This is a genomic window from Vallitalea guaymasensis (assembly GCF_018141425.1).
GTDB lineage: Bacteria > Bacillota > Clostridia > Lachnospirales > Vallitaleaceae > Vallitalea > Vallitalea guaymasensis.
On sequence record NZ_CP058561.1, the window covers coordinates 1,842,095 to 1,866,480 of the forward strand.

Annotated in this window: 19 protein-coding genes; 2 read left to right on the plus strand and 17 right to left on the minus strand. The window is 32.1% G+C overall.

Annotation, left to right across the window (positions count from 1 at the left end):
- Positions 1 to 483: 483 nt before the first annotated feature.
- The 14 genes from HYG85_RS08235 to HYG85_RS08300 form a co-directional block, all read right to left on the minus strand.
- Entirely contained in the window at positions 484 to 2,202 is a 1,719-nt protein-coding gene (locus tag HYG85_RS08235) for a sigma 54-interacting transcriptional regulator (RefSeq protein WP_212693084.1), read from the minus strand.
- A gap of 192 nt (positions 2,203 to 2,394) precedes the next feature.
- Complete coding sequence (gene dhaL, locus HYG85_RS08240; protein WP_113672480.1) at positions 2,395 to 3,033, minus strand: dihydroxyacetone kinase subunit DhaL; 639 nt, start codon at positions 3,031 to 3,033, stop codon at positions 2,395 to 2,397.
- Positions 3,034 to 3,041: 8 nt separating this feature from the next.
- Positions 3,042 to 4,025, minus strand: a complete 984-nt coding sequence (gene dhaK, locus HYG85_RS08245; protein WP_212693085.1) for a dihydroxyacetone kinase subunit DhaK — start codon at positions 4,023 to 4,025, stop codon at positions 3,042 to 3,044.
- A 14-nt stretch (positions 4,026 to 4,039) separates the two neighbouring features.
- Complete coding sequence (locus HYG85_RS08250; protein ID WP_193774453.1) at positions 4,040 to 4,510, minus strand: L-2-amino-thiazoline-4-carboxylic acid hydrolase; 471 nt, start codon at positions 4,508 to 4,510, stop codon at positions 4,040 to 4,042.
- 49 nt (positions 4,511 to 4,559) lie between these two features.
- Complete coding sequence (locus HYG85_RS08255) at positions 4,560 to 5,267, minus strand: ABC transporter ATP-binding protein (RefSeq protein ID WP_113672483.1); 708 nt, start codon at positions 5,265 to 5,267, stop codon at positions 4,560 to 4,562.
- A gap of 2 nt (positions 5,268 to 5,269) precedes the next feature.
- A complete protein-coding gene (locus HYG85_RS08260) occupies positions 5,270 to 6,031 on the minus strand; it encodes an ABC transporter ATP-binding protein (RefSeq protein ID WP_113672484.1) in 762 nt (253 codons plus the stop codon).
- 1 nt (position 6,032) lies between these two features.
- A complete protein-coding gene (locus HYG85_RS08265; protein ID WP_113672485.1) occupies positions 6,033 to 7,088 on the minus strand; it encodes a branched-chain amino acid ABC transporter permease in 1,056 nt (351 codons plus the stop codon).
- Between the two features lie 3 nt (positions 7,089 to 7,091).
- A complete protein-coding gene (locus HYG85_RS08270) occupies positions 7,092 to 7,967 on the minus strand; it encodes a branched-chain amino acid ABC transporter permease (RefSeq protein ID WP_212693086.1) in 876 nt (291 codons plus the stop codon).
- A 67-nt stretch (positions 7,968 to 8,034) separates the two neighbouring features.
- Entirely contained in the window at positions 8,035 to 9,144 is a 1,110-nt protein-coding gene (locus tag HYG85_RS08275) for an ABC transporter substrate-binding protein (RefSeq protein ID WP_113672487.1), read from the minus strand.
- Between the two features lie 94 nt (positions 9,145 to 9,238).
- Positions 9,239 to 10,519 (minus strand): L-cysteine desulfidase family protein, encoded by a 1,281-nt coding sequence (locus tag HYG85_RS08280; RefSeq protein WP_113672488.1) that lies wholly within the window; start codon positions 10,517 to 10,519, stop codon positions 9,239 to 9,241.
- 536 nt (positions 10,520 to 11,055) lie between these two features.
- Positions 11,056 to 12,687, minus strand: a complete 1,632-nt coding sequence (locus tag HYG85_RS08285; protein ID WP_212693087.1) for a glycoside hydrolase family 13 protein — start codon at positions 12,685 to 12,687, stop codon at positions 11,056 to 11,058.
- Between the two features lie 173 nt (positions 12,688 to 12,860).
- On the minus strand, positions 12,861 to 13,754 hold the full coding sequence (locus HYG85_RS08290; RefSeq protein ID WP_212693088.1) for a carbohydrate ABC transporter permease: 894 nt from the start codon (positions 13,752 to 13,754) through the stop codon (positions 12,861 to 12,863).
- Between the two features lie 12 nt (positions 13,755 to 13,766).
- Positions 13,767 to 14,678 (minus strand): ABC transporter permease, encoded by a 912-nt coding sequence (locus tag HYG85_RS08295; RefSeq protein ID WP_212693089.1) that lies wholly within the window; start codon positions 14,676 to 14,678, stop codon positions 13,767 to 13,769.
- Positions 14,679 to 14,771: 93 nt separating this feature from the next.
- On the minus strand, positions 14,772 to 16,469 hold the full coding sequence (locus HYG85_RS08300) for a type 2 periplasmic-binding domain-containing protein (RefSeq protein WP_212693090.1): 1,698 nt from the start codon (positions 16,467 to 16,469) through the stop codon (positions 14,772 to 14,774).
- Between the two features lie 260 nt (positions 16,470 to 16,729).
- On the opposite strand from HYG85_RS08300, the gene HYG85_RS08305 reads away from it, so the two are divergent.
- Both HYG85_RS08305 and HYG85_RS08310 read left to right on the plus strand, forming a co-directional pair.
- Complete coding sequence (locus tag HYG85_RS08305; RefSeq protein ID WP_212693091.1) at positions 16,730 to 18,262, plus strand: response regulator transcription factor; 1,533 nt, start codon at positions 16,730 to 16,732, stop codon at positions 18,260 to 18,262.
- A 15-nt stretch (positions 18,263 to 18,277) separates the two neighbouring features.
- The gene (locus tag HYG85_RS08310) at positions 18,278 to 19,993 is read left to right on the plus strand and encodes a sensor histidine kinase (RefSeq protein WP_212693092.1); all 1,716 of its coding nucleotides are present in this window, start codon (positions 18,278 to 18,280) and stop codon (positions 19,991 to 19,993) included.
- A gap of 144 nt (positions 19,994 to 20,137) precedes the next feature.
- Here the strand turns inward: HYG85_RS08310 and HYG85_RS08315 are convergent, their stop codons facing one another.
- The 3 genes from HYG85_RS08315 to HYG85_RS08325 all read right to left on the minus strand — a co-directional run bounded on the left by HYG85_RS08315 (position 20,138) and on the right by HYG85_RS08325 (position 24,164).
- The gene (locus HYG85_RS08315) at positions 20,138 to 21,889 is read right to left on the minus strand and encodes a class I mannose-6-phosphate isomerase (RefSeq protein ID WP_212693093.1); all 1,752 of its coding nucleotides are present in this window, start codon (positions 21,887 to 21,889) and stop codon (positions 20,138 to 20,140) included.
- A 71-nt stretch (positions 21,890 to 21,960) separates the two neighbouring features.
- Complete coding sequence (locus HYG85_RS08320; protein WP_212693094.1) at positions 21,961 to 22,899, minus strand: ROK family protein; 939 nt, start codon at positions 22,897 to 22,899, stop codon at positions 21,961 to 21,963.
- A 107-nt stretch (positions 22,900 to 23,006) separates the two neighbouring features.
- The gene (locus HYG85_RS08325) at positions 23,007 to 24,164 is read right to left on the minus strand and encodes an ROK family protein (RefSeq protein WP_212693095.1); all 1,158 of its coding nucleotides are present in this window, start codon (positions 24,162 to 24,164) and stop codon (positions 23,007 to 23,009) included.
- Positions 24,165 to 24,386 lie beyond the last annotated feature (222 nt).

A 24,386-nucleotide genomic window follows, 5' to 3' on the forward strand; every position in this document is an offset into this window, starting at 1 on the left:
TGCTATAGAAATTGGATAATCATTAAGTAGTTATAGTAATATTTACTATAAATAATTTATTTTTTTGACTAATAAGTTAAATTTATAAAAATTTATATTTATAACAGAAATATAATTTAAGTCCTTAGTCCTACTATCATAAATTACAATACCTACACTATAATATGACATTTTTATTATTATAATAATTTATTAATATACTTTTTACTGCATAAATTGTCATAATTATATTATCTACAACAAAATTTGACAAACAGTTATTTTTATTGTATAATAATACAATACTTTAGTAGTTTAATAAACAGTATTTTGCGATAGTTCCCCTTAGTACTATCGTATTTTTTTATGCAAAATAGCGACTACGTCACATCTTCAGTAGAAACTTTTCTTATAATACAAAAAAGGACTATCTCATAATACATTCATTCAGCTTACGCTTGTAATATATTATGAAACAGCCCATTTTATCTTTAGTTATAAAAATTAATTAAGCTCATATTTTTTCAGTTTTCTATATAGTGTTGCTCTTCCTATACCCATAGCTTCTGCTACTTGGTTTTTGGATTTATATTTTTTCATCATTTTTATAATTAGTTCTTTTTCCATATCTTCTACATTCATTATTTCTTTATTGCTTCCGCTTGCAAAATTCAAGTGTTTCACATCTTCTGGTGTTATTACATCAGAATCACTGTTACAAATGATTCTCTCCATTACCTTTTCGATTTCACGAACATTATTGGGCCAACTATAATTATACATCATATCCAATACTTCTTCTTGTATCAGTAGATTTGTCTTCATATACTTGTTTTTAAGTTTATGCAAAGTATTATCAACTATGATTTTTATATCACCTTTACGTTCTTCAAGTGATGGTATAGTTATAGTATTTTTTGAAATCCTATAATAAAGTTCTTCATCAAAACTTCCTTGTTTTACAAGTGAATCCAAATCATGACTTGTATCAAAAATCATTCTGATATCTAGGTTAAATCCTTTGTATGTTCCTAATTTTATTTGCTTGGTCTTTATTACTTCAACTAATCTTTTTTGTAGATACAAAGGCATTTCAGAGATATTTTTAAAGAATATAGTACCTTTATGTGCCATTCTAAGCTTACCTATACTCGGGTTAAGAACTGTAGTTTCGTTCTCACTGCCAAAAATCTCATGTTCCAAAAGTTCATAAGGGATGTTTTCACAATCCACATATAAAAAATACTGATTAGACCTATCAGAAAAATTATGGATAGCCCTTGATAAAACAGATTTACCTAAGCCTGGTTTACCACATATCAATATATTTTCAGATGTTACAGACAACTGTTTTGCCTTATTGATTTGATCTACAAAAACAGGATCATTACCTAATAGGGTATCAAATGATATGTTAACTTTATTATCCATTATTTCATTGAGAGCGTTATATACTTTTCCAATACTCTTAAATGTTAAAAGCATTCCATGATCAATACCATTAATTATGATATTCCTACTGGATATAAATCCATAAAAACTGTTGTTTCCTTTATCATAGGAAAATACTTTGTATGAGAAATCTTCTCTGAACATCATCATCTCATGAATTAGTTGATGATCAATTATTTGTTCAATGTTATCACCTGTGATGTCTTTTTCTATCTTGAAATATTTTTCAAATTGTTGGTTATAATGAACAACCTCTTTTTTGTTATTGATAAGAACCAAGGCATCTTCTATCATATTAATGATGATTTCCCGCTCTTTTTTTATAACATTAAGTTTATTATAGTTATCTGTACTATAAAGTTTTGAACTAAGCAGGTCCGACATTCTTTCAAGAAATTCTATAGAGTTTTGCAGATTTTCAAAAACAGGACTAGTCTTATTAACAGGTACCAACAATGCAATGGCACCGACTACTTTATTTTCAAAGAAAATAGGTACACTGACAAGACCAGATATAGCACACTTCTTCAAATCCGGACAGTTCTTACAATGTTTATAAGTAGATTTATCGCTAACTGCAACTACTTTACCAGTATGCATAACCTCACCTAACATAGAATATCTACTTATAGGTGTTGGTTCATCGGTATAATAGAACGTATTACCAATCATATTATATTTATCATCAATGATAATTACATCGATATTAAGAATCTTAGATATAGTTTCAGCAAATTTGGAAGCTATTTCTTTTAATTCAACAAGATACATAAAAATACCTCCTAAGAAAAGAGGCTACGCCTCATTCAGCAAAGCAATTTGTCCATTAGTTAAGTTTTCTTTATACATATTAAAAGTTCATTTTATATTCTTAAAAAATGGAGTTTCTTATAAGGAAAAAATAGGGTAGAAACTACCCTATAATAAACCATAATTTGCTATATTTTAGTAACATTATACTACTTATTTACACAAATAGTCAACTAATACTTCAAGCTGATAACACATGGTAACAGCTCCTGGATCCAGATGTCCAACCCCTTTGTTAGGCTGGTAGCAAGCACGTCCTCTAACCGCTTCCATATCTTTTGTACTATTCATTCCATCAATAGCACCCTGCTTCATTGCCTGTAAAGCATCATAATCGTCTAGTTTCTTATCAAGAGCATCTTTCAATGCGTTAACTGCTGGATACATACTGTCAATCATAGTCTTGAAGTTTGGTTTTGCATTACCTCTCTCCATGATTGCATTAAGTTCAGCTTCTAAAACATCACATAATAGATTGATGTCCATTTCTTCTTTATCACCAATAGTTTTTGCAGCACCTATAAACGCACTACCATATAAAACTCCTGATGAACCTCCAACAGTACTCATAATCAACATGCCGATTTTTTTGAACATATCACCAAGCTTTAATGATAATAATAATTCCTTATTCTCAACCAGCTTCTGAAAACCCATGTTAATATTAACCCAATGGTCTCCGTCACCTGTTATGGAATCAAGCTTAGTTATATAGTCTTTGTTTTCTTCTATTTTTTTGGTTACCAACTCAATATATTCAACATATTCTTTAGAAGTTATTTTAATATTCATATTATCACCTAAACTTTCAAAGCTGGGGTATCACAAGGAGCGTCCAGCAAATTCATTAATTCGTCGTCAAGTTTTAATAATGTTATTGAGCAACCTGACATCTCAAGTGCTGTCATATAATTACCTACTAAAGCTTTGTGTATCTTTATATTTTTCTCGGATAGGATTTTTTCAACTTCGTTATTAAGGATATATAGTTCCATTAAAGGTGTAGCTCCAAGACCGTTAACCATCACAGCAACTTCACTGTCACTATAATCATAATCTTCAAGAATCCTATTACATAGAATTTCAGCAAGCTCAGCAGCAGTTTTCACAGTTGTTCTTTCAACTCCAGGTTCACCATGTATTCCCATACCAATCTCTATTTCATTATCACCTAATGAGAATCCAGGTACACCTACACCAGGAAGGATACATGAAGTCATAGCCATACCCATACTACGTATATTAGCAATAGTCTTCTCTGCAACTTTTTTCACTTCATCAAGGCTTCCACCTGCTGCCGCTTTGGCTCCAGCAAGCTTATGAACGAATACTGTACCTGCAATACCTCTGCGCCCAGTTGAATAAGTACTGTCTTTTACTGCAACATCATCTTTTACTACAACCATCTCAACTTTTATGTCTTCCATCTCAGCCAAATCTTTTGCCATAGAGAAATTCATAATATCTCCTGAGTAGTTTTTGATTATAAGTAAAACACCTTCACCTGTATCTGCTTCTTGTATTCCTTTTAATATCCTGTCTGGTGATGGAGATGCAAAAACATTTCCAGCTACAGCAGCATCAAGCATTCCTTTTCCTACATAACCTGCATGTGCAGGTTCATGTCCACTTCCGCCACCTGATACAAGACCTACTTTGTTTTCTTTATCTATCTTAGATACTACTTCCAAATCTTTGGAATATTGAAGCTGAGGATTAGCTTTTACCAAACCTTGAAGCATTTCACTTACGACTTCGTCAGGATTGTTTATAATCTTTTTCATCAGCACCTAGCCTCCTATTTTTTAGTAATTACCATTTCACAGCAATCTTCACATCTAGAAAGTAGTTGTTTAAATTCAAGATTCAACTCTGGGAAAACTCCTACCATACCATAATCACCATAACATGCAAGGTCACATAAATGTGCTACTTCTTCTTTTGAACATCCAAGCTTTTTCCAAGCTTCAACAAGTGCACAATGATGGAACTTGATAATACTCTCTTCTTCATCAATCTTAACTGGTTCCATTGCGAAAGCTTCTCTTGGGTGTCCTGTCAAAATAGCTTTTGCAAAATCAGCAGGAGTCTTACATTCGCCTATAGCTTCACCCTTAGCGATTCCAAATTCAGTTATTGCCTTTTCAGCTATTTTATCAAATCCTTCATCTGTATATTTTGATAAAAGATAAAACCATTTTGCTCTGTCCTCAATAGCACTTCTAAATGCATCTGTTAATTCCTGTTGTGTATATTTTTTTTCACTCATTTTTAATTCCTCCATTTTTCTTTTTAGATTTTTGATATATTATTAAATTTTAAACGCTACCAAGATATGCTTTTCGTACTGCTTCATTGTTACATAGAATCTGTGCATCGTCTGTCATAGTAACTTTTCCTGTTTCTAAGACATAACCTCTATCAGCAATTGATAATGCCATATTAGCATTTTGCTCAACTAGTAAAACTGTAACACCTTGTTTATTTATTGATTCTATTAGATCAAATATCATTAGTACCAAATTAGGTGCCAGTCCAAGTGAAGGCTCATCCAGTATTAGAAGTTGGGGCATGGACATCAGTGCTCTTCCGATTGCTAACATCTGTTGTTCTCCACCTGACAATGTTCCAGCTATCTGTTTCTTTCTTTCAAGAAGTCTTGGAAACAGGTCATATACTCTATCATAGGAATCATTTATCTCTTTTTTGTTAGTACGAGTGAATGCTCCTAGTTTCAAATTTTCTTCTACTGATAATGCTGGAAAAACCTCACGTCCTTCGGGAGAAAGACTAATTCCTTTTTTAACTATTTCAGATGGTGCTATATTAGTAATGTTTTCTCCCTTGAACCAAACCTCTCCAGAAGTAGCTTTTAGCAAGCCAGTTATTGTGGCCATTGTTGTACTTTTACCAGCTCCATTACTTCCTATGAGAGTTACAATCTCTCCTTGTTTAACTTCAAGGTCAATACCTTTTAAAGCGTGAATATTACCATAATGTGTATTTATACCTTTTACTTCCAGCACTGTTATTCACTCCTTCCCAGATATGCCTCTATAACGCGTTTATTATTAGCTATATCAGCTGGCAGACCTTCAGCAATCTTTTTACCATAATCAATAACATAGATTCTATCAGAGATATTCATAACAACATTCATATCATGTTCGATTAGTATTATGGTGTAACCTTTATCTCTTAGACTCTTGATAAAATTCAACAATTCTTCTGATTCCTGAGGATTCATACCTGCTGCCGGCTCATCTAGAAGCAGTATTTTAGCATTAGTGGATATAGCTCTTGCTATCTCCAGTTTTCTCTGTTCACCATAAGGCAGATTACTGGCATAATGGTGCACCTTATCTTTTAATCCGATTGAATCCAAGATTTCTATTGCTTTTTGATGTTTTTCTTTTTCTACTTCTCTATATTTTTTTGTTCTGAAAAGTAGATCCAGAAAACTGTATTTTGTGTTTATATGCATTCCTATCAAAACATTTTCAATAACCCTCATATCTCCAAACAATCTGATATTCTGAAATGTTCTTGCTAATCCAGCCTTGACTATTTCTTGAGGTTTTTTGTTATGGATAGGTTTGCCTTCAAATATGATTTCTCCTTCTGTCAACTGATTAACTCCTGTAAGCAAATTGAAAAGTGTAGTTTTGCCGGCACCATTAGGTCCGATTATACTAATTATCTCACCTTTATTTACTTCAAAATTAACTTTATTAACAGCTATCAAACCACCAAAATGTTTAGATATATTTTTCACTTCCATGAGTGCCATATCACATACCACCCTTCCCTGTAGAAATAACTTTTTTAGGTATGTCAAGTACAACCCCTTTGGGAAGCTTATACTTAGTCTTTCTCTGTCCTCCAAGGATACCTTGTGGACGGAATCTCATCATAAGTACTAGAATGACACCATACATTACAAATCTATATTCTTGTAAGAATCGAAGTACTTCTGGGAATGTAACCAACAACATTGAGCCTAAGAACATTCCGCCAATAGTACCCATACCACCTAGAATAACTATACTTAGTATCATGATGGAAGTATCAAAAGTGAATGTATTAGGGTCTATATACCTTATCATGTGAGCATAAAACGCTCCTGCAAGACCTGAGAAAAATGATGATAGTACAAAAGCGATAGCTTTATAATAGGTTGTTTTTATTCCCATCATTGTAGCAGCCATTTCATCTTCTCTTATAGCCATTAATGCTCGACCCATTCTAGAACGAACGATACCAACTATACAAAATGTTGTTATTATGACAAACACAAGGATTAAATAATACAAACCTCCATTTGAAGTAGATAATTCTATTCCAAAAAATGATGGTTTAGGTATTCTTGTAACACCCAATGGTCCATTTGTTACACTTTGCCAGTTCAGCAATACCATTCTTACAACTTCCATGAATCCTAATGTGGTAATAGCCAAATATGTTCCTGACAGTCTGAATGTAGGTAGTCCCAACAGAAGTCCACATACTGCAGCCAATAAAGCAGCTATAGGAGCAGTTATAAAGAAGTTAAGACCATAGTTGACACTAAGTAAAGCTGATGCATAAGCACCAATAGCATAAAATGATGCATGTCCTAATGAAATCTGTCCTGTATAACCTGTAACCAGACCCAGCGATAATGATAAAATACTATATACTCCTATCATTATTACTATTCTAAGAATATACTGAGAACTGATTATAAAAGGAAGCACCGCTAATAATACAGCAATAATTGGATAAACTATCTTTTTATTGCGATCAGTAAATTCTTTTAGATCTACCATATAATTTGTGAGTTTTTCATAAAATTTTATTTTTCCCATAATCTACACCTTTGTAATACCTTTCTTGCCAAATAAACCTGTTGGCTTAATTAGCAGTACAATAATTAGTATTATAAAAGCTGTGGCATCTCTATAGCCACCACCTATATATGTTGCAGCAAAACTTTCTGAAACTCCTATTACCAAACCACCTAAAATAGAACCATGCAATATTCCAATACCACCTAATACCGCGGCAGAGAATGCTTTCAATCCTGCAAGATATCCCATACCAGGGTAAACCATTTGATAATAACCACTAATCAATGTTCCAGCTATGGCAGCTGAAGCACCACCAAGGAAAAATGTAAATGTTACTATAAAGTTTACGTTTATTCCCATTAAACTAGCAGCTTTTTGATTTTGTTCTACCGCTCTCATTCCTAGACCTATTTTTGTACCCTTGATAATGTAAGTCAGTAATCCAAGCAATATAACGGATACTAAGAAAATGAATATTTGAGTAGTACCAATCTTAACTCCAAATATGTTTATAGTTCCATAATCAAATAGTTTCGGGAAAAACTTTGTTTGGCTACCAAATATAGTCATCAACAGGTTCTGTATTATATAAGAAATACCGATTGTTGTAATTAGTGCTGCAATACCCTTTGATTTTTTGGCACGAAGTGGAGCTAATGCTACTTTATCAATAGTTATCCCTAATAATCCTGTTGCTACAATACTTATTAATAAAGCTGGTATAATTCCAAATCTATACCCTACAAAAACCATGGTAATATGTGCTCCAAATGCATAAACTGAACCGTGTGAAAAGTTTACAAGTCTCAAAATACCAAATACCAAAGAATATCCTACTGCAATTAATGCATAAACCATACCTAAAGTTAACCCATTGGCCAATTCTTGTAATATCAAGTTTACACCTCCTTGTTTCTATGAAGCTTAAATCAATCATTTCCATAAATCATGATATTATCTATAATTATTTAACTTCTACAAATTTACCATCTTCAACTTTAACTTTAGTAAATACTTTCATTGCATCACCGATAGAATCAAATTTTGTTTCTCCAGTAACACCTGGGTAATTAATCTTAGCTAATTCTTCTTTTATAGCTTTTCTGTCTGCTTTTCCAGCACTTTCGATTGATGTTAAGATCATTCCTGCACTGTCATATGCTTGAGCTGTTAAACTACTTGGCATTGAACCATATTTGTCTTTGTAAGAATTAACAAAATTGGAAACAGTCTCGTCAGTACTTCCGTGGAAGAAAATAGTTGGGAAGTGAATATTTTCAGCACTTTCTTTTGCAAGGTCAATCAATTGCTGACTATAAGCATTAGAGAAGCCTACGAATTCAATATCAGGATTAATAGCTTTGTATTGAGATGCGAATGGAGCAAGAGCATTATACATTGCAGCTACGATTATTACTTCTGCACCAGCATCATTTAATTTAGAGATGTTAGGACTATAATCAATTGTTCCATCAACAACTTCTTGATAGTCAACTACTTCTCCTCCTGCTTCTTCTACAAGAGATTTTGTGATTTCTGCAGTTTTTATACCCCAGTCTGTCTTAACTGCCAAGATTCCCACTTTCTTTTTACCTATAGTTTCAACTGCTAAATCAACTGCTTGTTTTGCCTCAACGTTGATGACAGTATTATTTCTAAAGATGAATTCTCCTTCTTTTGTATAATCAGGATGTGACGCTGATGGCGATATCTCTACAATACCTGCTTCTTGATATTTAGGAGATGCAGCCATACATACACCACTCGCAAAATGACCAACAACTGCTTTTATAGATTTGTCAGAAACTATTTTTTCTGCAATTGTAGCAGCTTCTTCACCATTGTTTTTGTCATCGTATACAACTAATTCAACTTCTTTTCCAAGAACTCCACCTTTTTTGTTCCATTCATCAACTTGAAGTTGTACTGCGTTCTTAAATCCTGTACCATATTCTGCAAAGTCACCAGTTAATGGACCAACAACTGCAATCTTAACCTTGTCTGAACCTTTACAACCTGTAAATAAACCCATAATAAGAATTATAACTAATAAAACAGATACTTTTAATTTCATAAATATTTCCTCCTTTTATTATTTATAAAGTTACTTAAGTACTTCCTCTTTTCATATATTCATATGAAAATCAGACTGGGTAAACACCAAGGTATTATTTATTAAGCATTATTTTGAGGATTTCCACGTCTGTTTCTTTCATACCTTCACGCCCAAGTCTACCCATAGCAGAAATAGTGTTTTCCACTGTTTCTTTTACAATCCCTGTTTCAGCCTCATAAGCATTGCCTTTCATGGCAAGGAAATGAGCCATTATCGCTGCATCCAGACTAGATGCAATCTTTGCTGCACATGATGCTTTTGCTCCATCGCATACAATACCAGAAACATTTGCTAGAGTGTTAGTTATTGTTTTTTCGATTTGTTCTAAGCTTCCATCTTCTAGATAAGTCAAACCAGCTCCACTACCACAAGCTGCATTCACTGCTCCACAATATGCTGAGAGTCTTCCTAAATTGGTTTTTTGATGAATTGTAATTAGATTGGCTAATACTAACGCCCTGTACATTTTTTCTTTGTCATATCCTTTTTCCTGTGCATAGATGATAACAGGTAAAGATGTTGCCATTCCTTGATTTCCACTACCAGAATTGGTTACAACTGGTAAACTGCATCCACTCATTCTAGCTTCTGATCCAGCAGCTGCATATGCTCTGACTTTAGTAATTATGTTGTCTCCAAAACATTCCATAAGCATATTTCCTAGATTGATACCATAATTACTTTTTAGTCCTTCATTAGCTATTGCTAGATTATACTCAACTTGATTATCCAAAAATTCTTTTACATCTTCTAGATTCACTGAATTAGCGAATTCATAGATATCTTTTACATTCAAAATATTTCTATCTGATAATGATTCGTTGAAATTCTCCTTGGTAAATGACTTTTCAAATAATACTTCTCCATTTTTCTCGATCTTAGTGATATTCACGTGTGTATGTACAATCTCCACCAATGAGTATTCATCTTTGAACTTGGCTTCTACAATAATGTGTAGGTTAGCATCGTTCTTAATCATTTCGATTTCGCACATATCTGTATTCATTAAATCTTTTATCTTTTCTATGTCCGAATCTGTTAGATTATTTAATAACTGCATTTCTTTACTGGAATCTCCTACTATAAGTCCTGCATAGACACTTGCTTTGATACCTTTCAAGTTACCAGTATTAGGAACTATAACAGATTTTGCGTTTTTTATTATATTACCACTACATTTTATAATAACTTTATCTGGGAAATTCCCAAGTACTTCTCGTGATTTAGCTGCTGCATAAGCTATAGCAATTGGCTCTGTACATCCTAACGCTGGAACAAGTTCCTGTTTTAGGATATCGATATAGCCTTCATATATTACTTTATCTAAATTCACCTATCTTGCACCCTCCAATCCTTTGTGTATCATTTTGATACTATAGTCTCGTTTTTGTTTCATGTACTTATAATACACACTTATTTGACATTTGTCAACATAAATTTTATGATTTTTTTAATATTTTTATGCATTTTATTTATATTTTAAGTGATATCCAACTTTTGGCATTTATGCACAGAGATATTCTTTAAATATCATTGTATCATTTTGATACGTTTATAAGACACATTTAGATATGGGATTATGACTAGTAAGATATTTCTTTATAAGTATTAAACCAACTGATGCTAGATATATTAGAGCACTAAAAAACACCACCAGATTAAATCTGATGATGCTTAATATATATTCTAGATATTCTTCATTTTCTTAATAAATGAGTATGAAGCTAGCATAAGAATTATGATGGCATATCCAATAAGCCACCATATATAACAGATTATCTCTAATACGTTTTTTATACCTTTTACGAAAAAATACGTTTAGCGATAAACCAAATATGTCTAGTAGTAGCACATATATTGCTTATAACCTTATTTCATTAGATAAATTCTTGCTTCATATGGTTGTAATACTTCTTCACTAACTGATTGTTTATAGTTACAAAGTATTAATTCCTTGTCTTTTTTGTATTGTTCAGGAATCGTACATCCAATAGTTTCACCGTAAAAATTACAAATAACCAATAATTCAGTATCTTCAAGTGTTCTTGTATAAGCGAAGATATTAGGGTCTTCTTCTAGAAGTAATTCAAACTTACCATCAATAATTACAGGATATTGTTTACGAAGTGCAATCAATTTTTTATAATAATTAAATATTGAGTTATCATCTTTTAATGCTAGTTCTGCATTGATCTCAGTATAATTAGGATTTACTTTCAACCAAGGTTCCCCTTTTGTAAAACCTGCGTTATCTGTACTATCCCATTGCATTGGTGTTCTAGCATTATCTCTACCCTTAGCATAGATTGATTTCATTATTTCTTCTTTTGCATAACCTTTTTGAGTACGTTCTTCGTATATATTCAAGGTTTCTATATCACGATATTCGTCAACCTGATACTTAACATTGGTCATACCTAACTCTTCACCTTGATATATGTAAGGTGTTCCCTGCATACAATGAAGAACTGTTGCCAGCATCTTAGCGGATTCTACTCTATACTCTTTATCATTTCCCCAACGGGATACAATTCTTGGTAAGTCATGATTATTCCAGAATAAACTATTCCATCCATAACCATGTAATGCAACCTGCCATTTAGATAAAACTTTTTTCAATTTTATAAAGTCTAGAGGGGCTAAATCCCATTTTTCTTTGCCTTCTTCTTGGTCTAAACCAATATGTTCAAATTGGAAAACCATAGAGAATTCACTATTGTCTGGATTACTATATAATTTCGCAAGAGAAGGTGTTGATCCCCATGCTTCTCCTACTGTGATGAGATCACCTTTTTGGAAAGTTTCTCTACTCATTTCCCTAATATAGTCATGTAGTTTAGGTCCATTATTAGTAATCTTGAGATCAGGTTCTTTTGCTATCTGATCAATAACATCTAAACGGAACCCTCCTACTCCTTTGTCCATCCACCAATTGATCATATTATAGATTTCTTCTCTAACTTTTGGATTATCCCAATTCAAGTCAGGTTGTTTTACAGAGAATAGATGAAAATAATATTGACCTAAATCTTCAACCCATTCCCAACAAGAACCTCCAAAACAAGCTTTCATATCATTTGGAAGCTCTCCTTTTACTCCATCTCTCCATACATAATAGTCATGGTATCTATTATCTTTACTCTTCTTTGCTTCCACAAACCATGAATGCTCGTCAGAAGAGTGGTTTAACACCAAATCCAATATTATCTTTATATTATGCTCATTAGCTCTAGCAATAAGATTCTCCATGTCTTTTATACTTCCAAACATCGGGTCTATGTCCATATAATCGGAAATATCATAGCCATTATCATCTTGAGGCGATTTACAAACTGGTGACAGCCAAATAGCGTCAATCCCAAGCTCTTCCAAATAGTCTAATCTGTCGATAATTCCTTGTAGATCTCCTATTCCATCACCATTACTATCCTGAAAACTGCGAGGATATATTTGATATACTACTGAGTTTTTCCACCATGGCTGCTGGTTATTGTTTTGCATTTTTCCCATCCTTTCTATTGTATATGATAATTTATTTTACATTTCTAAATACCTATTGTCAATATATTCATAAGTCTTACAGTAAACGTACTAATTATCTTATATATCTTTTTTTCATCTTAAGACCTTCCCTAGCTCCAAGCCTATCCTTAAAGATACATTAATTCTTTACCTTACTCCTTTACTGAACCCATGACAATTCCCGTAATTAGATATCTTTGTAATATAGGATAAATCATCAATAATGGTATTACAGCTACTACAATTTTGGCTGCATTTAAATTCTGGTTGGATACTTCCATAACGTTACTCAATGCAGTTGCACTCTTTCCAGCTCTTAACAATTCTTCAATACTAACGCTTAAAGATTGAATATAGGTCATAAGTGGATAATTCTTTATTTTTGTTATGTAAATCAATCCACTGTAAAAATCATTCCATGATCCCACAATACTAAACAAAGCAACTGTTGCAATGGATGGAACTGCACAAGGAATATATACTCTAAATAATACCTGAAGTGGTTTTGCTCCATCAATGATTGCTGCTTCCTCTAATGATTTTGGAATACCAATAAAAAAATTCATAACCAAAATTACACTAAAAATAGGTACTGCACCAGGAAGGATCAAAGACCATATGGAATTTAAAAGTCCCAGTTTTTTTACTACTAAATAGGTAGGAATCATCCCACCATTAAAAAGCATAGCAAAGATTAATAAACCTATATAGATATTTCTTCCACGAAACTCCCTTTTTGTTTTAGAAAGCGGGTATGCCATTAAAACTATTAACAATATGTTCAAACCTAATGCAATTATAACTCGAATTACAGATATACCAAAAGATCTCCAAAACTGGACATCGTCCATAATTTTTTGATATGCAGCGGTTGTAAATTGTACAGGTATTAAACCTACCCTATTTGCTGAAACAGCTGCACTACTGCTAAAAGAGATCGCAACAATATTCCATAATGGAAGCAAACATAATAATGCCAAACTAATAACAATAAAATATATTAGTAAAGTTCTCATTCGAGCCTTAATACTTCTATTTTGTATCATCAATTTTACCTCCTAAAATATCTTCCTATCAGTATACTTCTTAGCTAATCCATTAGCAGTTAGCATTAGAATCATACCAATAACAGATTTAAATAATCCAACCGCAGTAGCAAAGCTATACTGACGTCCTACTAGACCAATACGGTAGACATAGGTATCCAAAACATCTCCTGTCTCATATACCATTGGTGTATACAGATTATAGATTTGGTCAAAACCAGCACTTAAAATACTAGTAAGACTCATTGCAGCCATTAGTAAAATAATAGGTAACATTCCAGGTATGGTAATATTTATAACCCTTCTCCACCAGCTTGCACCATCTATAGCAGCTGCTTCGTGAAGCCCTGGATCAATAGCTGTAATCGCTGCTAAATATACAACAGAGTTATAACCGAACTCTTTCCAAACATCTGTACCAACAATTAATGGTCTAAACCACCTATTACTTCCCATAAAATTAATTTTATCAAGTCCAAATGAAACTAATATTTGATTAATAGTCCCATCAAGATTAAACATATTTACAACAACAGCTGCCAGCACAACCCAAGATAAAAAATGAGGCATATAAACAATGGTTTGAACTGTTTTCTTTAAGAACTTCTTGCTAATTTCATTAAGTAAAATTGAAAAAGCAATTGCCATAAAAGTTCCTATAAGAATTTTCCCAACTGCAATAATCAAAGTATTTTTAACTATCTGAGCAATATCAGGTAAAGATATCATATACATAAAATGTTTTAACCCAACAAAATTAGAACAGAAAATCCCCTTTGCAGGAACATAATCCTGAAATGCCATAATAATTCCAAACATGGGTATATAACTAAAAATCAGCAAAAAAATTATACCAGGAATCATCATTGTATGATACATGGCTCCTGATTTTGCTATTTTAACATTTTTAATTAATGTCTTCATAGAGACCTCCTTTTATCCAAGATCAATTAAATCAATTCATCTTTTATGAAATATAAGGGACTGCTTAAACAGTCCCCTTTTTCTTGTTTATTTTTACTTTAATGTTTCTTGAATTTCTTTAATAATTTGAGCACCACCTTGTTTGTTCCAATCATTTACAAAGGTATCAAAATCATCTAATGGTGCAGCTCCAATTATAATTTTAATAAACATTTCTTCTTCTAATTTTTCTAGATTCGCCCAATTAGTTTTCATTGTGTCTGTTGTTCCCCAAAATACTGGGTTAACCCAATTGAAGGTTCCTTCATTTGTTAACTTTTCAATTAGAGCAACACCTTTCATTCGAGAATGATATTTTGCCCAATCAGTTACATTGGAGTTTTCGTAATCCTTTAAATATTTAGTTACGTTCCCAATAATAACTCTCGATTCTACAGTACGTGCTTCCTCGACTGGAATTTCACCATTAACACCTCTTCTAATATCGGAGTAATCATCAAGTAATGATGTATATTTATTAATCTCAATATTAAATGGTCTAGCAGCACCATCAACTGCATCTACGTGATATTTCGCTACCTCAGGAGCATCTGTTGCGAGAGTCTTGCTGTTTGCAAATTCATCATAGAATATATTAGCAATCTTAATTGCTAATTCAGGATATTCATACCCCTTTCTTACGACAATAAAGCCATTAGATGCATTATTATGGAATACATTAGCCTTACCATTTTCATCTTCAATCACGTAGGCAGAAAATACAGCATTATTATCCATAGCTCTTATATTATTAAGTAACCAGTCAGGAATATGCCAAGCACCGAAAACAATTCCACTTTGTCCGTTTATGAGAAGAGCAGTAATATCATCCCATGTTCTCGTACCGAATTGAGGATCAAGAATTCCTTCTTGATACCATTTTTTTACTACACCCAAAGCTTCTTTTGTTTCCTTGGTAGTAGAACCATAATAAATATTTCCACCTTCATCTTGAAGCCATAATTTCGGGTAAGCTCCAAAAGCATTAGCGATACCTGTCATGCAGTGATTAGAACCGCCATAATCATTTGAATTCAACCAATAAGCTAAAGGAATACCTACTGGATTACCACTATTCCCTGGGTCTTTTTCTCTAAATGTTTTGGCTACCATCTCTAATTCTTCTATTGTAATACATCCATTTCCATCTTCATCTATTATGATATCTAGTTTATCTAGCCAATCTTGTCTAATCCATACCTCTGAAGGCGCACTATCAACATTGGTTCCTGGTAAAGCCATTAGTTTGCCATCATACATTGCAGTATCTAAAGCTCTACCATCATAAGAATCATATATAGATTTTAGATAATCGCTTCCATAATTATCATAAACTTCTGTTAAATCAGCTATCAAATCATTTTCAACTAATTCATCCAATATATTTTTATCTCCCACACGCATCATATCAGGTAAATCTCCTGAGCTAATTGCTAAAGATACCTGTCTATCATAATCTTCGCCATTTGCTTCAAATGCATCTACACATACTGCATTCAGCTTTTCTTTTACAAAGCGGGTATATGCATTATTCTCATATGTATCACCTTCAGGTAATTTAGAGTTTTGTACTGTTAGACGTCCTAAAGTATAAGTAATTTCTTCAGTATACTTACCATGAGCATTTTCTACTATTTGAGTACTTTCTTTAACTTTTGAAGAATCTTTATCATTACATGCTACTAACGAAAAGCTCATTATGCTTATTAACATTAAAACTGTGATCCGTTTTACAATAGAATTATTATTCATAATTACCTCCCAATTATTTGAATAATCGATTTCATATTATTTTTTAATTTTAATCTTCATTATTTGAATTCATCTCAAACTTAATCAGCGGCCGGTTAATTTAAGTTGTTTTTAGTATAACACCCTCATCATATTGAGTAAACGCAAGAAAATCCTGATTTATAACACTTTTTCTTGAACATTTAGCTATACCGTACCACACATTGCAAAACCATATTATAAATGCTATAATTTATAGCAAATTATGAAGGAGGTTCATTATGTATCGTATATTAATTGTTGATGACGAAAGTGATGAACGTCAAGTCATCCGATTTCTTTTAGATAGATATAATTTTGATTTGAATATTCTAGAAGCATCTAACGGAAAAGAAGCATTAGCAAAATTAAAAGATTGTCCTTCTGATATTCTATTCACTGATGTTAAAATGCCTTTTATGGATGGTATAAAATTAGCTTCTAGCGCAAAGGAACTTCTCCCTAATATCCAGATTATTTTTTTTAGCGGACATGACGATTTTGAATATATCAAAAAGGCATTATCGTTAAGAGCTGTTGATTATATTTTGAAACCTATAAACCCTTGTGAATTTCAAAAAACCATGTCATTGGTTCTGCAAAGAACAGAACAATTACAAAAAGAAATAGCTGACAAAAAAAAACATGATCTTTACCTAAAAAATCATATTTTATACCGTTTAATTAATAAAACATGTTTGGAAACTCTAAAAAAAGAATATCCCACTATTAATCTTTCATATCTAATGGATTATTCTAGGTTATTTCTTCTAGAATTTGATGAACCATTATTTGATAATTTACAGAGTGAAGATTTTCATTCTTATAACGATAAAATACATAGAATTATTGATATGCACTTTGATTTTATTAATTTGAACCCTTTTCAAAGTCTCCTTTTATTCAAGAGCAAGAATAAGCCACACATATACTATAGAGAATTAGCGATTAAAATACAAAATTATATTTCTACTATATATAAAAGAAAGTGTTTCATTTCGATTAGTAATGAATTCACCCAGCCCAATGATATCTCAAAAGCTTATGAGGAAGCAGAAGGTTATTTGGAAAATCGCTTCTTTTTTTCCCATACTTATGTTTATTCTATAGAGACTTCTTTTATCAATAACGAACATAATAGTGAGCAAGATAATTATTTGCTTCAAGCCATACAAAAAGATATACAATTAAAAGATATCTACAGTCTTAAACAAGATATAGATACAATGTTCCAAAAATACCGAAATAAGCAGTCTTTGTCACACATATATATCCGTTTTCTTTGTTCTAATTTGTTACAGATACTTTATAAAGAACTTCCTGAATACGAAGAAAGAGAATTCACTAAAAATATAACAAACATTTATTCCAGTCACAGTTTTGAAGAAATTCAAGAATTTTTATATGATATTTTAGATAAAGTCATTGAGAAGTTTGAAACGGAACAGCTATCTCCGAAACATGCTATTCATCTTGTAAAGCAATATATTCATACACATTATGGTGAAAACTTAAATCTTAATGTTTTGGCTGATAAGGTTTTTCTAACCCCAAGATATTTGAGCACCTTATTTATTCAAGAAATAGGCTATGGTATTAATAGGTACATTAAAAATCTAAGAATGGATAAAGCTAAAGAGCTACTCATAAATACAAATATAAAAATAACCGATATCTGCAAAACAGTAGGATATTCCAATGTTTCATATTTTTGTAAGAGCTTTCAAGAAAACTTTGGTGTAACTCCCGAAAAATATCGGCAAAAACACATATAAACTATGGAGGAAAAAATGTATAAATTTGTAATATGGTTTAAAAATCTTAAATTCAGAAATAAAATTACTCTGACCTGTTTAGTCGTTAGCCTAGTACCCATTATTATGCTTGGTAGTTTTTCTTATCTCCAAATTCGTAATTTACTAATTAATCGTGAAAAGGAAGTATTGGTAGAATCTCTAAGTCAAGCACATAATTCTTTAGAGCATATGACAACATCTTATTTTGACGTCATGAGTTATATTATATGGGACAATAATTTAACAATTGCACTTAATTCTAACTACAACAATAATTTTGAGATGTATTTAGCTTATAAAGAAGTTATTGATCCCTTATTTTCAACTGTACGTTCTCTTCATAATGAAATAGAAGCAATTACCGTCTATAGCAATAATAATATTAATCCTCATGGAAATATATTACGTCCTTTATCAGATATTGAAGATTCAAATTGGTTTAATCCTATATTAGATACAACTGTACCTCACTTTATTGTTTCTTCTGATAAGCATCGATTAGATCTAGTATGTCAGCTATTAAATTCTACTAGACAGTATACTAACATTATTAAAATGAATATTAACTATCCCGAAACTTTTGCTCCCTTATCCACTCTTTTTGATAATTCCTATGGTATTATTATTATAGATGATGATGGTAACCCAGTTTATGAATATGAAAATTTTTCTGATAAAGAAGCTGTTTATAGTATGTCTCACTATCAATTATTATCAAAATTAAATGAAGGCAACTTAGATAAAGATTACGTCTTTGAGGTCAAATATCTACCAACTTCTAATTGGACTGTTTATCTATATCGACCTATTAGTACTGTTTCTGCTGCTGCAAGTCAAATAACTATTACCATATTCTTCATCATCATTACATGTATACTTTTCTTGCTATTTGCTAGTTATTCACTTTCAAAAGTAATAGTACGTCCATTAGAAGAGCTTACAGACAACATGGAGCAAATTGAATCCGGTAATTTATCCGTAACTGTCACTCAAAAGTCAACTGATGAAATCGGTATTTTGATTCAACGTTTTGGATATATGGTAAATCGCATAAAATATATGATTGATGAAGTATACAAAAGTAAAATTCTTCAGCAAGAATATGAAATGAAAGCCTTGCAGGCACAGATCAGTCCTCACTTTTTCTATAATAGTCTCTCTCTTATTAATAGTAAAGCAATATTGGCAGGTCATGAAGATATAAGCCATATGGCTCAATTTCTTTCATCTTTTTATCGTACTACATTAAATAAAGGTAAAAATACAACTCTAGTAAAAGACGAATTTAAAAACGTGACAAGCTATATCCAAATTCAATTGATGATGCATAGTTATACATTTGATGTGTCTTATGATATTGATGATGATATTCTTAACTATACCATGTTAAATTTACTTTTACAGCCCCTTGTAGAAAATGCCATTGTCCATGGGATAGATCACAAAGAAAGTGTAGGACGTGGTTTATTAACCATTATTGGTAAGCAATCCAACAATAATCTAGTGTTTACTATTACAGATAATGGTTGTGGTATTACCACTCATGTTCTAGAATCAATCTTAACTACAAAAACAAAAGGATATGGTATTCAGAATGTTCATCACCGTGTTCAGCTTTATTACGGTAAAGAATATGGTTTATCTTATGAGAGTAAACTTGGAAAAGGAACAATAGTATGCCTTACTATTCCTAAAAATATATCGTGTTAATATAATCGTTGAATGTTTTAACAATAACAAATTTATTATAAGTAAAATGCCTCCTTTAAATTTAGTTGATTGACTTATTATAAAAGGATAAGGACATTTTACTTATTTTTATATTAATTTAACATCATCTTTTGAAGCTACTATTTATCTTACATATATTTTCATTATTCCTAATTCCTTACCTTCACTTTCTCCATATGGTTTTATGGTATAAGCACCAACACTAGCAGGAACTATGAATGTTTCAGCATAATGTACAACGAATGGCTGGAATCTATTTTCAGGACTTTCTACTATAGCTTCTCTTCCTTCTACTAGATTCAATACATTCACTCCACCTTCAGTATTAAGTGATACTTTTTCACTAAACCAATATCTCCTGGTTTCAATGAATTCTCTTTCGTGAAGTCCTGTACGTTCTTGTCTCCATCCATTACCCTCATCAACTGGCTCAACTCTGTTAATAAGATTGTTTTTAACCCAATCAGTATCTCTGTCCCACTGAATTACTTGTTCTCCATGATTAATATGCACTGGACGAGGTTTTCCATCAAGTCCCAATCTTTCCCAGTCCCATAATTTGAATGTAAATATATAAGGAGTAGCACTAATCTCCAAGACCATACAATCATTACCTGAGCAATGAATTGTTCCTGCTGGTATTAAGAAATGATCATGTTTTTTGGCACCAAATTTATTTACATATTTTTCATCAGGGAATGTTATATTGCCTTTTTCAGCTTCTTTTAGGTCATTAATGAGCGCTTCCTTGTCCACATTTTTCTGTACTCCTAGATATACATTGGCATTTTCCTTGGCATCAAGCATATAGTAACTCTCATCCTGAGTATAGTGCATACCAAACTTTTCTTGTATGTATTCAGTTAATGGATGTACTTGAAGGCTCAGATTCTGTCCTCCCATTGTATCAAGCATATCAACTCTTATAGGAAATTCTGTACCAAATCTTGAATGAACTTTTTCTCCTAATAATTGATGTGGATAGAAAAATACAACATTGATTGAAGGTGTCTCAACAATTGTATCGCCATATTTTAAGTACAGGCTATTCTCTTCTGGTACACAGTCAAAACACCATGCAAAGTTTTCAGAACTCTTATCTAAGTCGCAAACTTCTTTCATCCATTGTCCACCCCATACCCCTTTGTCAAAGTATGGAACAACTCTAAAAGGACCATTAACAGTTTCTTCCAAACCTGCTGTAAATGCCTTTTTAGTTATCATTTTAGGAGAGTTGGATTTATTTGTATCTAGTATATAATCTACATCCTTATACAGTTTTTTCTTTAATCTATCTGCCACTCTCCACTCTACGAAGAATCCTCTTTTATATTTCTTTAATAAATCCTCGTCGTAATTATCCATCTTCCAATTGGCTATTTCTTTTCTACGATAGCGTAATTGTATTTCCCATCTTGCCAGATCAGCATATACTAAGATATCTCCTGTATCTATTATAGAAGCTCCTGTACCGTATACAAGTACAACCCCTGTTTTGATTCTTTCTATCTTTTGCCTCGCTTTATCAACTAGTGTTTCATCAAAAAACTCGTCCATGGTTCTACAGCTTAGAACTCCGAAAACCCTATCATCTGTTAGTTCACGCTGAATCATATTAGTGATTGTATTTCCATCAAAACTATAATCATCAGCATCAATTAATAACTCTGGATTTAGTTTCTTTATAAAAGCTGTTAATACTTCTTCTTTGTTCACACCAGGATAACATTCAATAGTTACAACCGTCTTGCTTTTTCCATCAGTAGAAATTTTTCTTAATATTTCCTGGGATATTTCTTCGTAGCCAGTAAAAATTTCGTCTTCATATCCCTTAACCTGGACTACTGGTCTTTTGTCATAATTTGATTTGTACATTTTTACCTCCATATTATCTTCCTTGTATGCTAAGCAACAGTTAGTCTTCTTTTTTATAAAATCAGCTTTATCTATACAAATTGGTCTAAACAAGCCGCTCCAATAATTCCTGCATTATTTCCCAATCCTGATGCAGTGATTTTAGGTAATTCCATTGATTTACAATATATATTCTCCTTAACGATTTTTCGGATAGGTTCTAGTATAAATTCTCCTTGCTTACTGATACCTCCTCCTATGACAATTCCTTCTGGATCTAATATGTTGACAATGTCAACGATTCCTTGAGCAACATTACTTATATACTTAACAAGAACTTCATTAGCAGCTTTGTCACCATTATGTATTACGTCAAATATATTCCTACCATCTAATCTGCCAGAGGATTTCCTTTGCTTTTCTAATTCAGAATCAGGGTATTCGTCAGCCTTTTCATTAGCCATACGAATCAAAGCACTAACAGAACCATATGCTTCCCAGCACCCTTTTCGTCCACAAGTACATAATTCACCATTATCAACCAACATTAAATGCCCTAAAATACTTGAGTTACCATTTTTACCACGATATAATGTATCGTCAATAATTATTCCTCCACCAATTCCAGTACCCAAAGTGACCATTACCATAGATGAATATTTTTTTCCTGCTCCAGCTATATATTCTCCTAAAGCAGCACAATTTGCATCATTTTCCAGGTATACTGGTATATGAAAGTATTTTTTCATAGCATCAATAAGATGTATATTTTCCCATCCAATATTATTGGAATATAGTACTATACCATTCTGTCTATCCAACATTCCTGGACATCCTATCCCTATATGAGTAATATTTTTGATATCAGTTTTTTCAATCAGTTCATTTACTAGATTTGCCATTCTCTGTATAACTTTTTCTGGGGAATCTGAGCTATTTGTATCGGTTTGATTTCTATCAATGATTATGTTTTTCTCATCTACAATGCCTGCTGACATGGTTGTTCCACCCAAATCTATTCCTATTTTCATCTATATCAGCCTTTCAGTTAGTTATATTTATGTCCATCATCATTAAATGTAATACGTACCTTTTTATATCAACACATATCATCTTTCTTGCTTTTTATAGGTGTGTATTAATAATTGGTTAGATTATTTTCCATAACCAAAGCTACTGTACCAATAAAAGAAGCACTTGCCATGAAAGTTGAAGGTTTTAATTGTACCTTATTCTTTCTCTCATTAAAAAAGGATGATTCCTGCATTTTATCCTTTAATCTGTCTATAACCATGTCTTGATATGAATTCAAGTCACCACCAATAATAAAGCAGTCTGTATCATAGGCACTTTGCATATTACAGATTGCGACTCCTAGATAATCAGCCATTCTCTCTATAGCTTTCAAACAAATCTTATCCTCTTTAGCGGCTTTATTTAATAACTCAATCCAAGATAAGTCTCCACCTCCTTGTTCTTTGACCCATTTAGTCACAGCCCTAGTACTACTATATTTTTCAAGACAACCTCTTTGTCCACATTCACAAGGAATTCCATTCATTTCTACAATACTGTGTCCAATGATACCTGCTAATCCAGAGGAACCGGTAAATAATTTTTTATTAATTATTACACCTCCCCCTATACCAGAAGAGATTCCAATATAGATAAAGTTATCAATTTCACGATTTTCACCAAAATATACTTCAGCTAGTGCAGCTACGCACATATCATTCTGCAGATATACTGGAAGATTGTATCTATCCTTTAGAATTTCAACTATATTCAATTCATGAACATTATTGAAATCAGGAGGATTCAGGATAATACCATCACTTACCAATAAAGGTCCTGCACAGGATACACCAATTCCCCATATGTTATCTTTGTATCGACTTTGAATGAGCTTATCACTTAACATGAAAATACTATCTATCAACATTTCATTACTCTTAATTTCTTTCAGAGATATATTTTCTGTCTGTAATATCTGCCCTTTTAGATTAATAATACCAACTTGTAAAAAATCACGACCTATGTAGATACCCATTGTCAACAATGAATCATTGGAGACATCTAGATTAGTTCGTTTTCTACCTCCAGTAGATTTTGCTTCACTACATTCCCATATTATATTTTTTTTAATATATTCATTTACAATTGCAGTAACTGTCATTTTACTTAATCCAGTTGTCTTACTAAGTTCTATTCTTGAAATAGGACCTTTTGTTATTATGTCTTTCAAGAGGACGTATTTATTATTACTATTCATATCTTTATGATTTAAACCAGCCATATAATAGCTCCTTATAATATAATTAGTATAAATTTCTTTATACATTAATCCTTTGTATTTTCTTTTAATAATCATATTATAATATTGATTTCTATATGAGTCAATAACTTTTTAAATATTATTTACTAAGTATCTATAATTTAATTAGTGAATAAAAACCTCTTCTCATTATGACCAGTTTCTATTTATATCTTAAAGACATTAATTAATTCGAATATTAAA

What these genes read in the sequence shown, in the direction of transcription:
- HYG85_RS08235 (WP_212693084.1), bottom strand. Translation starts at nt 2,202, where the DNA reads ATGTATCTTGTTGAATTAAAAGAAATAGCTTCCAAATTTGCTGAAACT.
- dhaL (WP_113672480.1), bottom strand. Translation starts at nt 3,033, where the DNA reads ATGAATATTAAAATAACTTCTAAAGAATATGTTGAATATATTGAGTTG.
- dhaK (WP_212693085.1), bottom strand. Translation starts at nt 4,025, where the DNA reads ATGAAAAAGATTATAAACAATCCTGACGAAGTCGTAAGTGAAATGCTT.
- HYG85_RS08250 (WP_193774453.1), bottom strand. Translation starts at nt 4,510, where the DNA reads ATGAGTGAAAAAAAATATACACAACAGGAATTAACAGATGCATTTAGA.
- HYG85_RS08260 (WP_113672484.1), bottom strand. Translation starts at nt 6,031, where the DNA reads ATGGCACTCATGGAAGTGAAAAATATATCTAAACATTTTGGTGGTTTG.
- HYG85_RS08265 (WP_113672485.1), bottom strand. Translation starts at nt 7,088, where the DNA reads ATGGGAAAAATAAAATTTTATGAAAAACTCACAAATTATATGGTAGAT.
- HYG85_RS08275 (WP_113672487.1), bottom strand. Translation starts at nt 9,144, where the DNA reads ATGAAATTAAAAGTATCTGTTTTATTAGTTATAATTCTTATTATGGGT.
- HYG85_RS08285 (WP_212693087.1), bottom strand. Translation starts at nt 12,687, where the DNA reads ATGCAAAACAATAACCAGCAGCCATGGTGGAAAAACTCAGTAGTATAT.
- HYG85_RS08290 (WP_212693088.1), bottom strand. Translation starts at nt 13,754, where the DNA reads ATGATACAAAATAGAAGTATTAAGGCTCGAATGAGAACTTTACTAATA.
- HYG85_RS08295 (WP_212693089.1), bottom strand. Translation starts at nt 14,678, where the DNA reads ATGAAGACATTAATTAAAAATGTTAAAATAGCAAAATCAGGAGCCATG.
- HYG85_RS08300 (WP_212693090.1), bottom strand. Translation starts at nt 16,469, where the DNA reads ATGAATAATAATTCTATTGTAAAACGGATCACAGTTTTAATGTTAATA.
- HYG85_RS08305 (WP_212693091.1), top strand. Translation starts at nt 16,730, where the DNA reads ATGTATCGTATATTAATTGTTGATGACGAAAGTGATGAACGTCAAGTC.
- HYG85_RS08310 (WP_212693092.1), top strand. Translation starts at nt 18,278, where the DNA reads ATGTATAAATTTGTAATATGGTTTAAAAATCTTAAATTCAGAAATAAA.
- HYG85_RS08315 (WP_212693093.1), bottom strand. Translation starts at nt 21,889, where the DNA reads ATGTACAAATCAAATTATGACAAAAGACCAGTAGTCCAGGTTAAGGGA.
- HYG85_RS08320 (WP_212693094.1), bottom strand. Translation starts at nt 22,899, where the DNA reads ATGAAAATAGGAATAGATTTGGGTGGAACAACCATGTCAGCAGGCATT.
- HYG85_RS08325 (WP_212693095.1), bottom strand. Translation starts at nt 24,164, where the DNA reads ATGGCTGGTTTAAATCATAAAGATATGAATAGTAATAATAAATACGTC.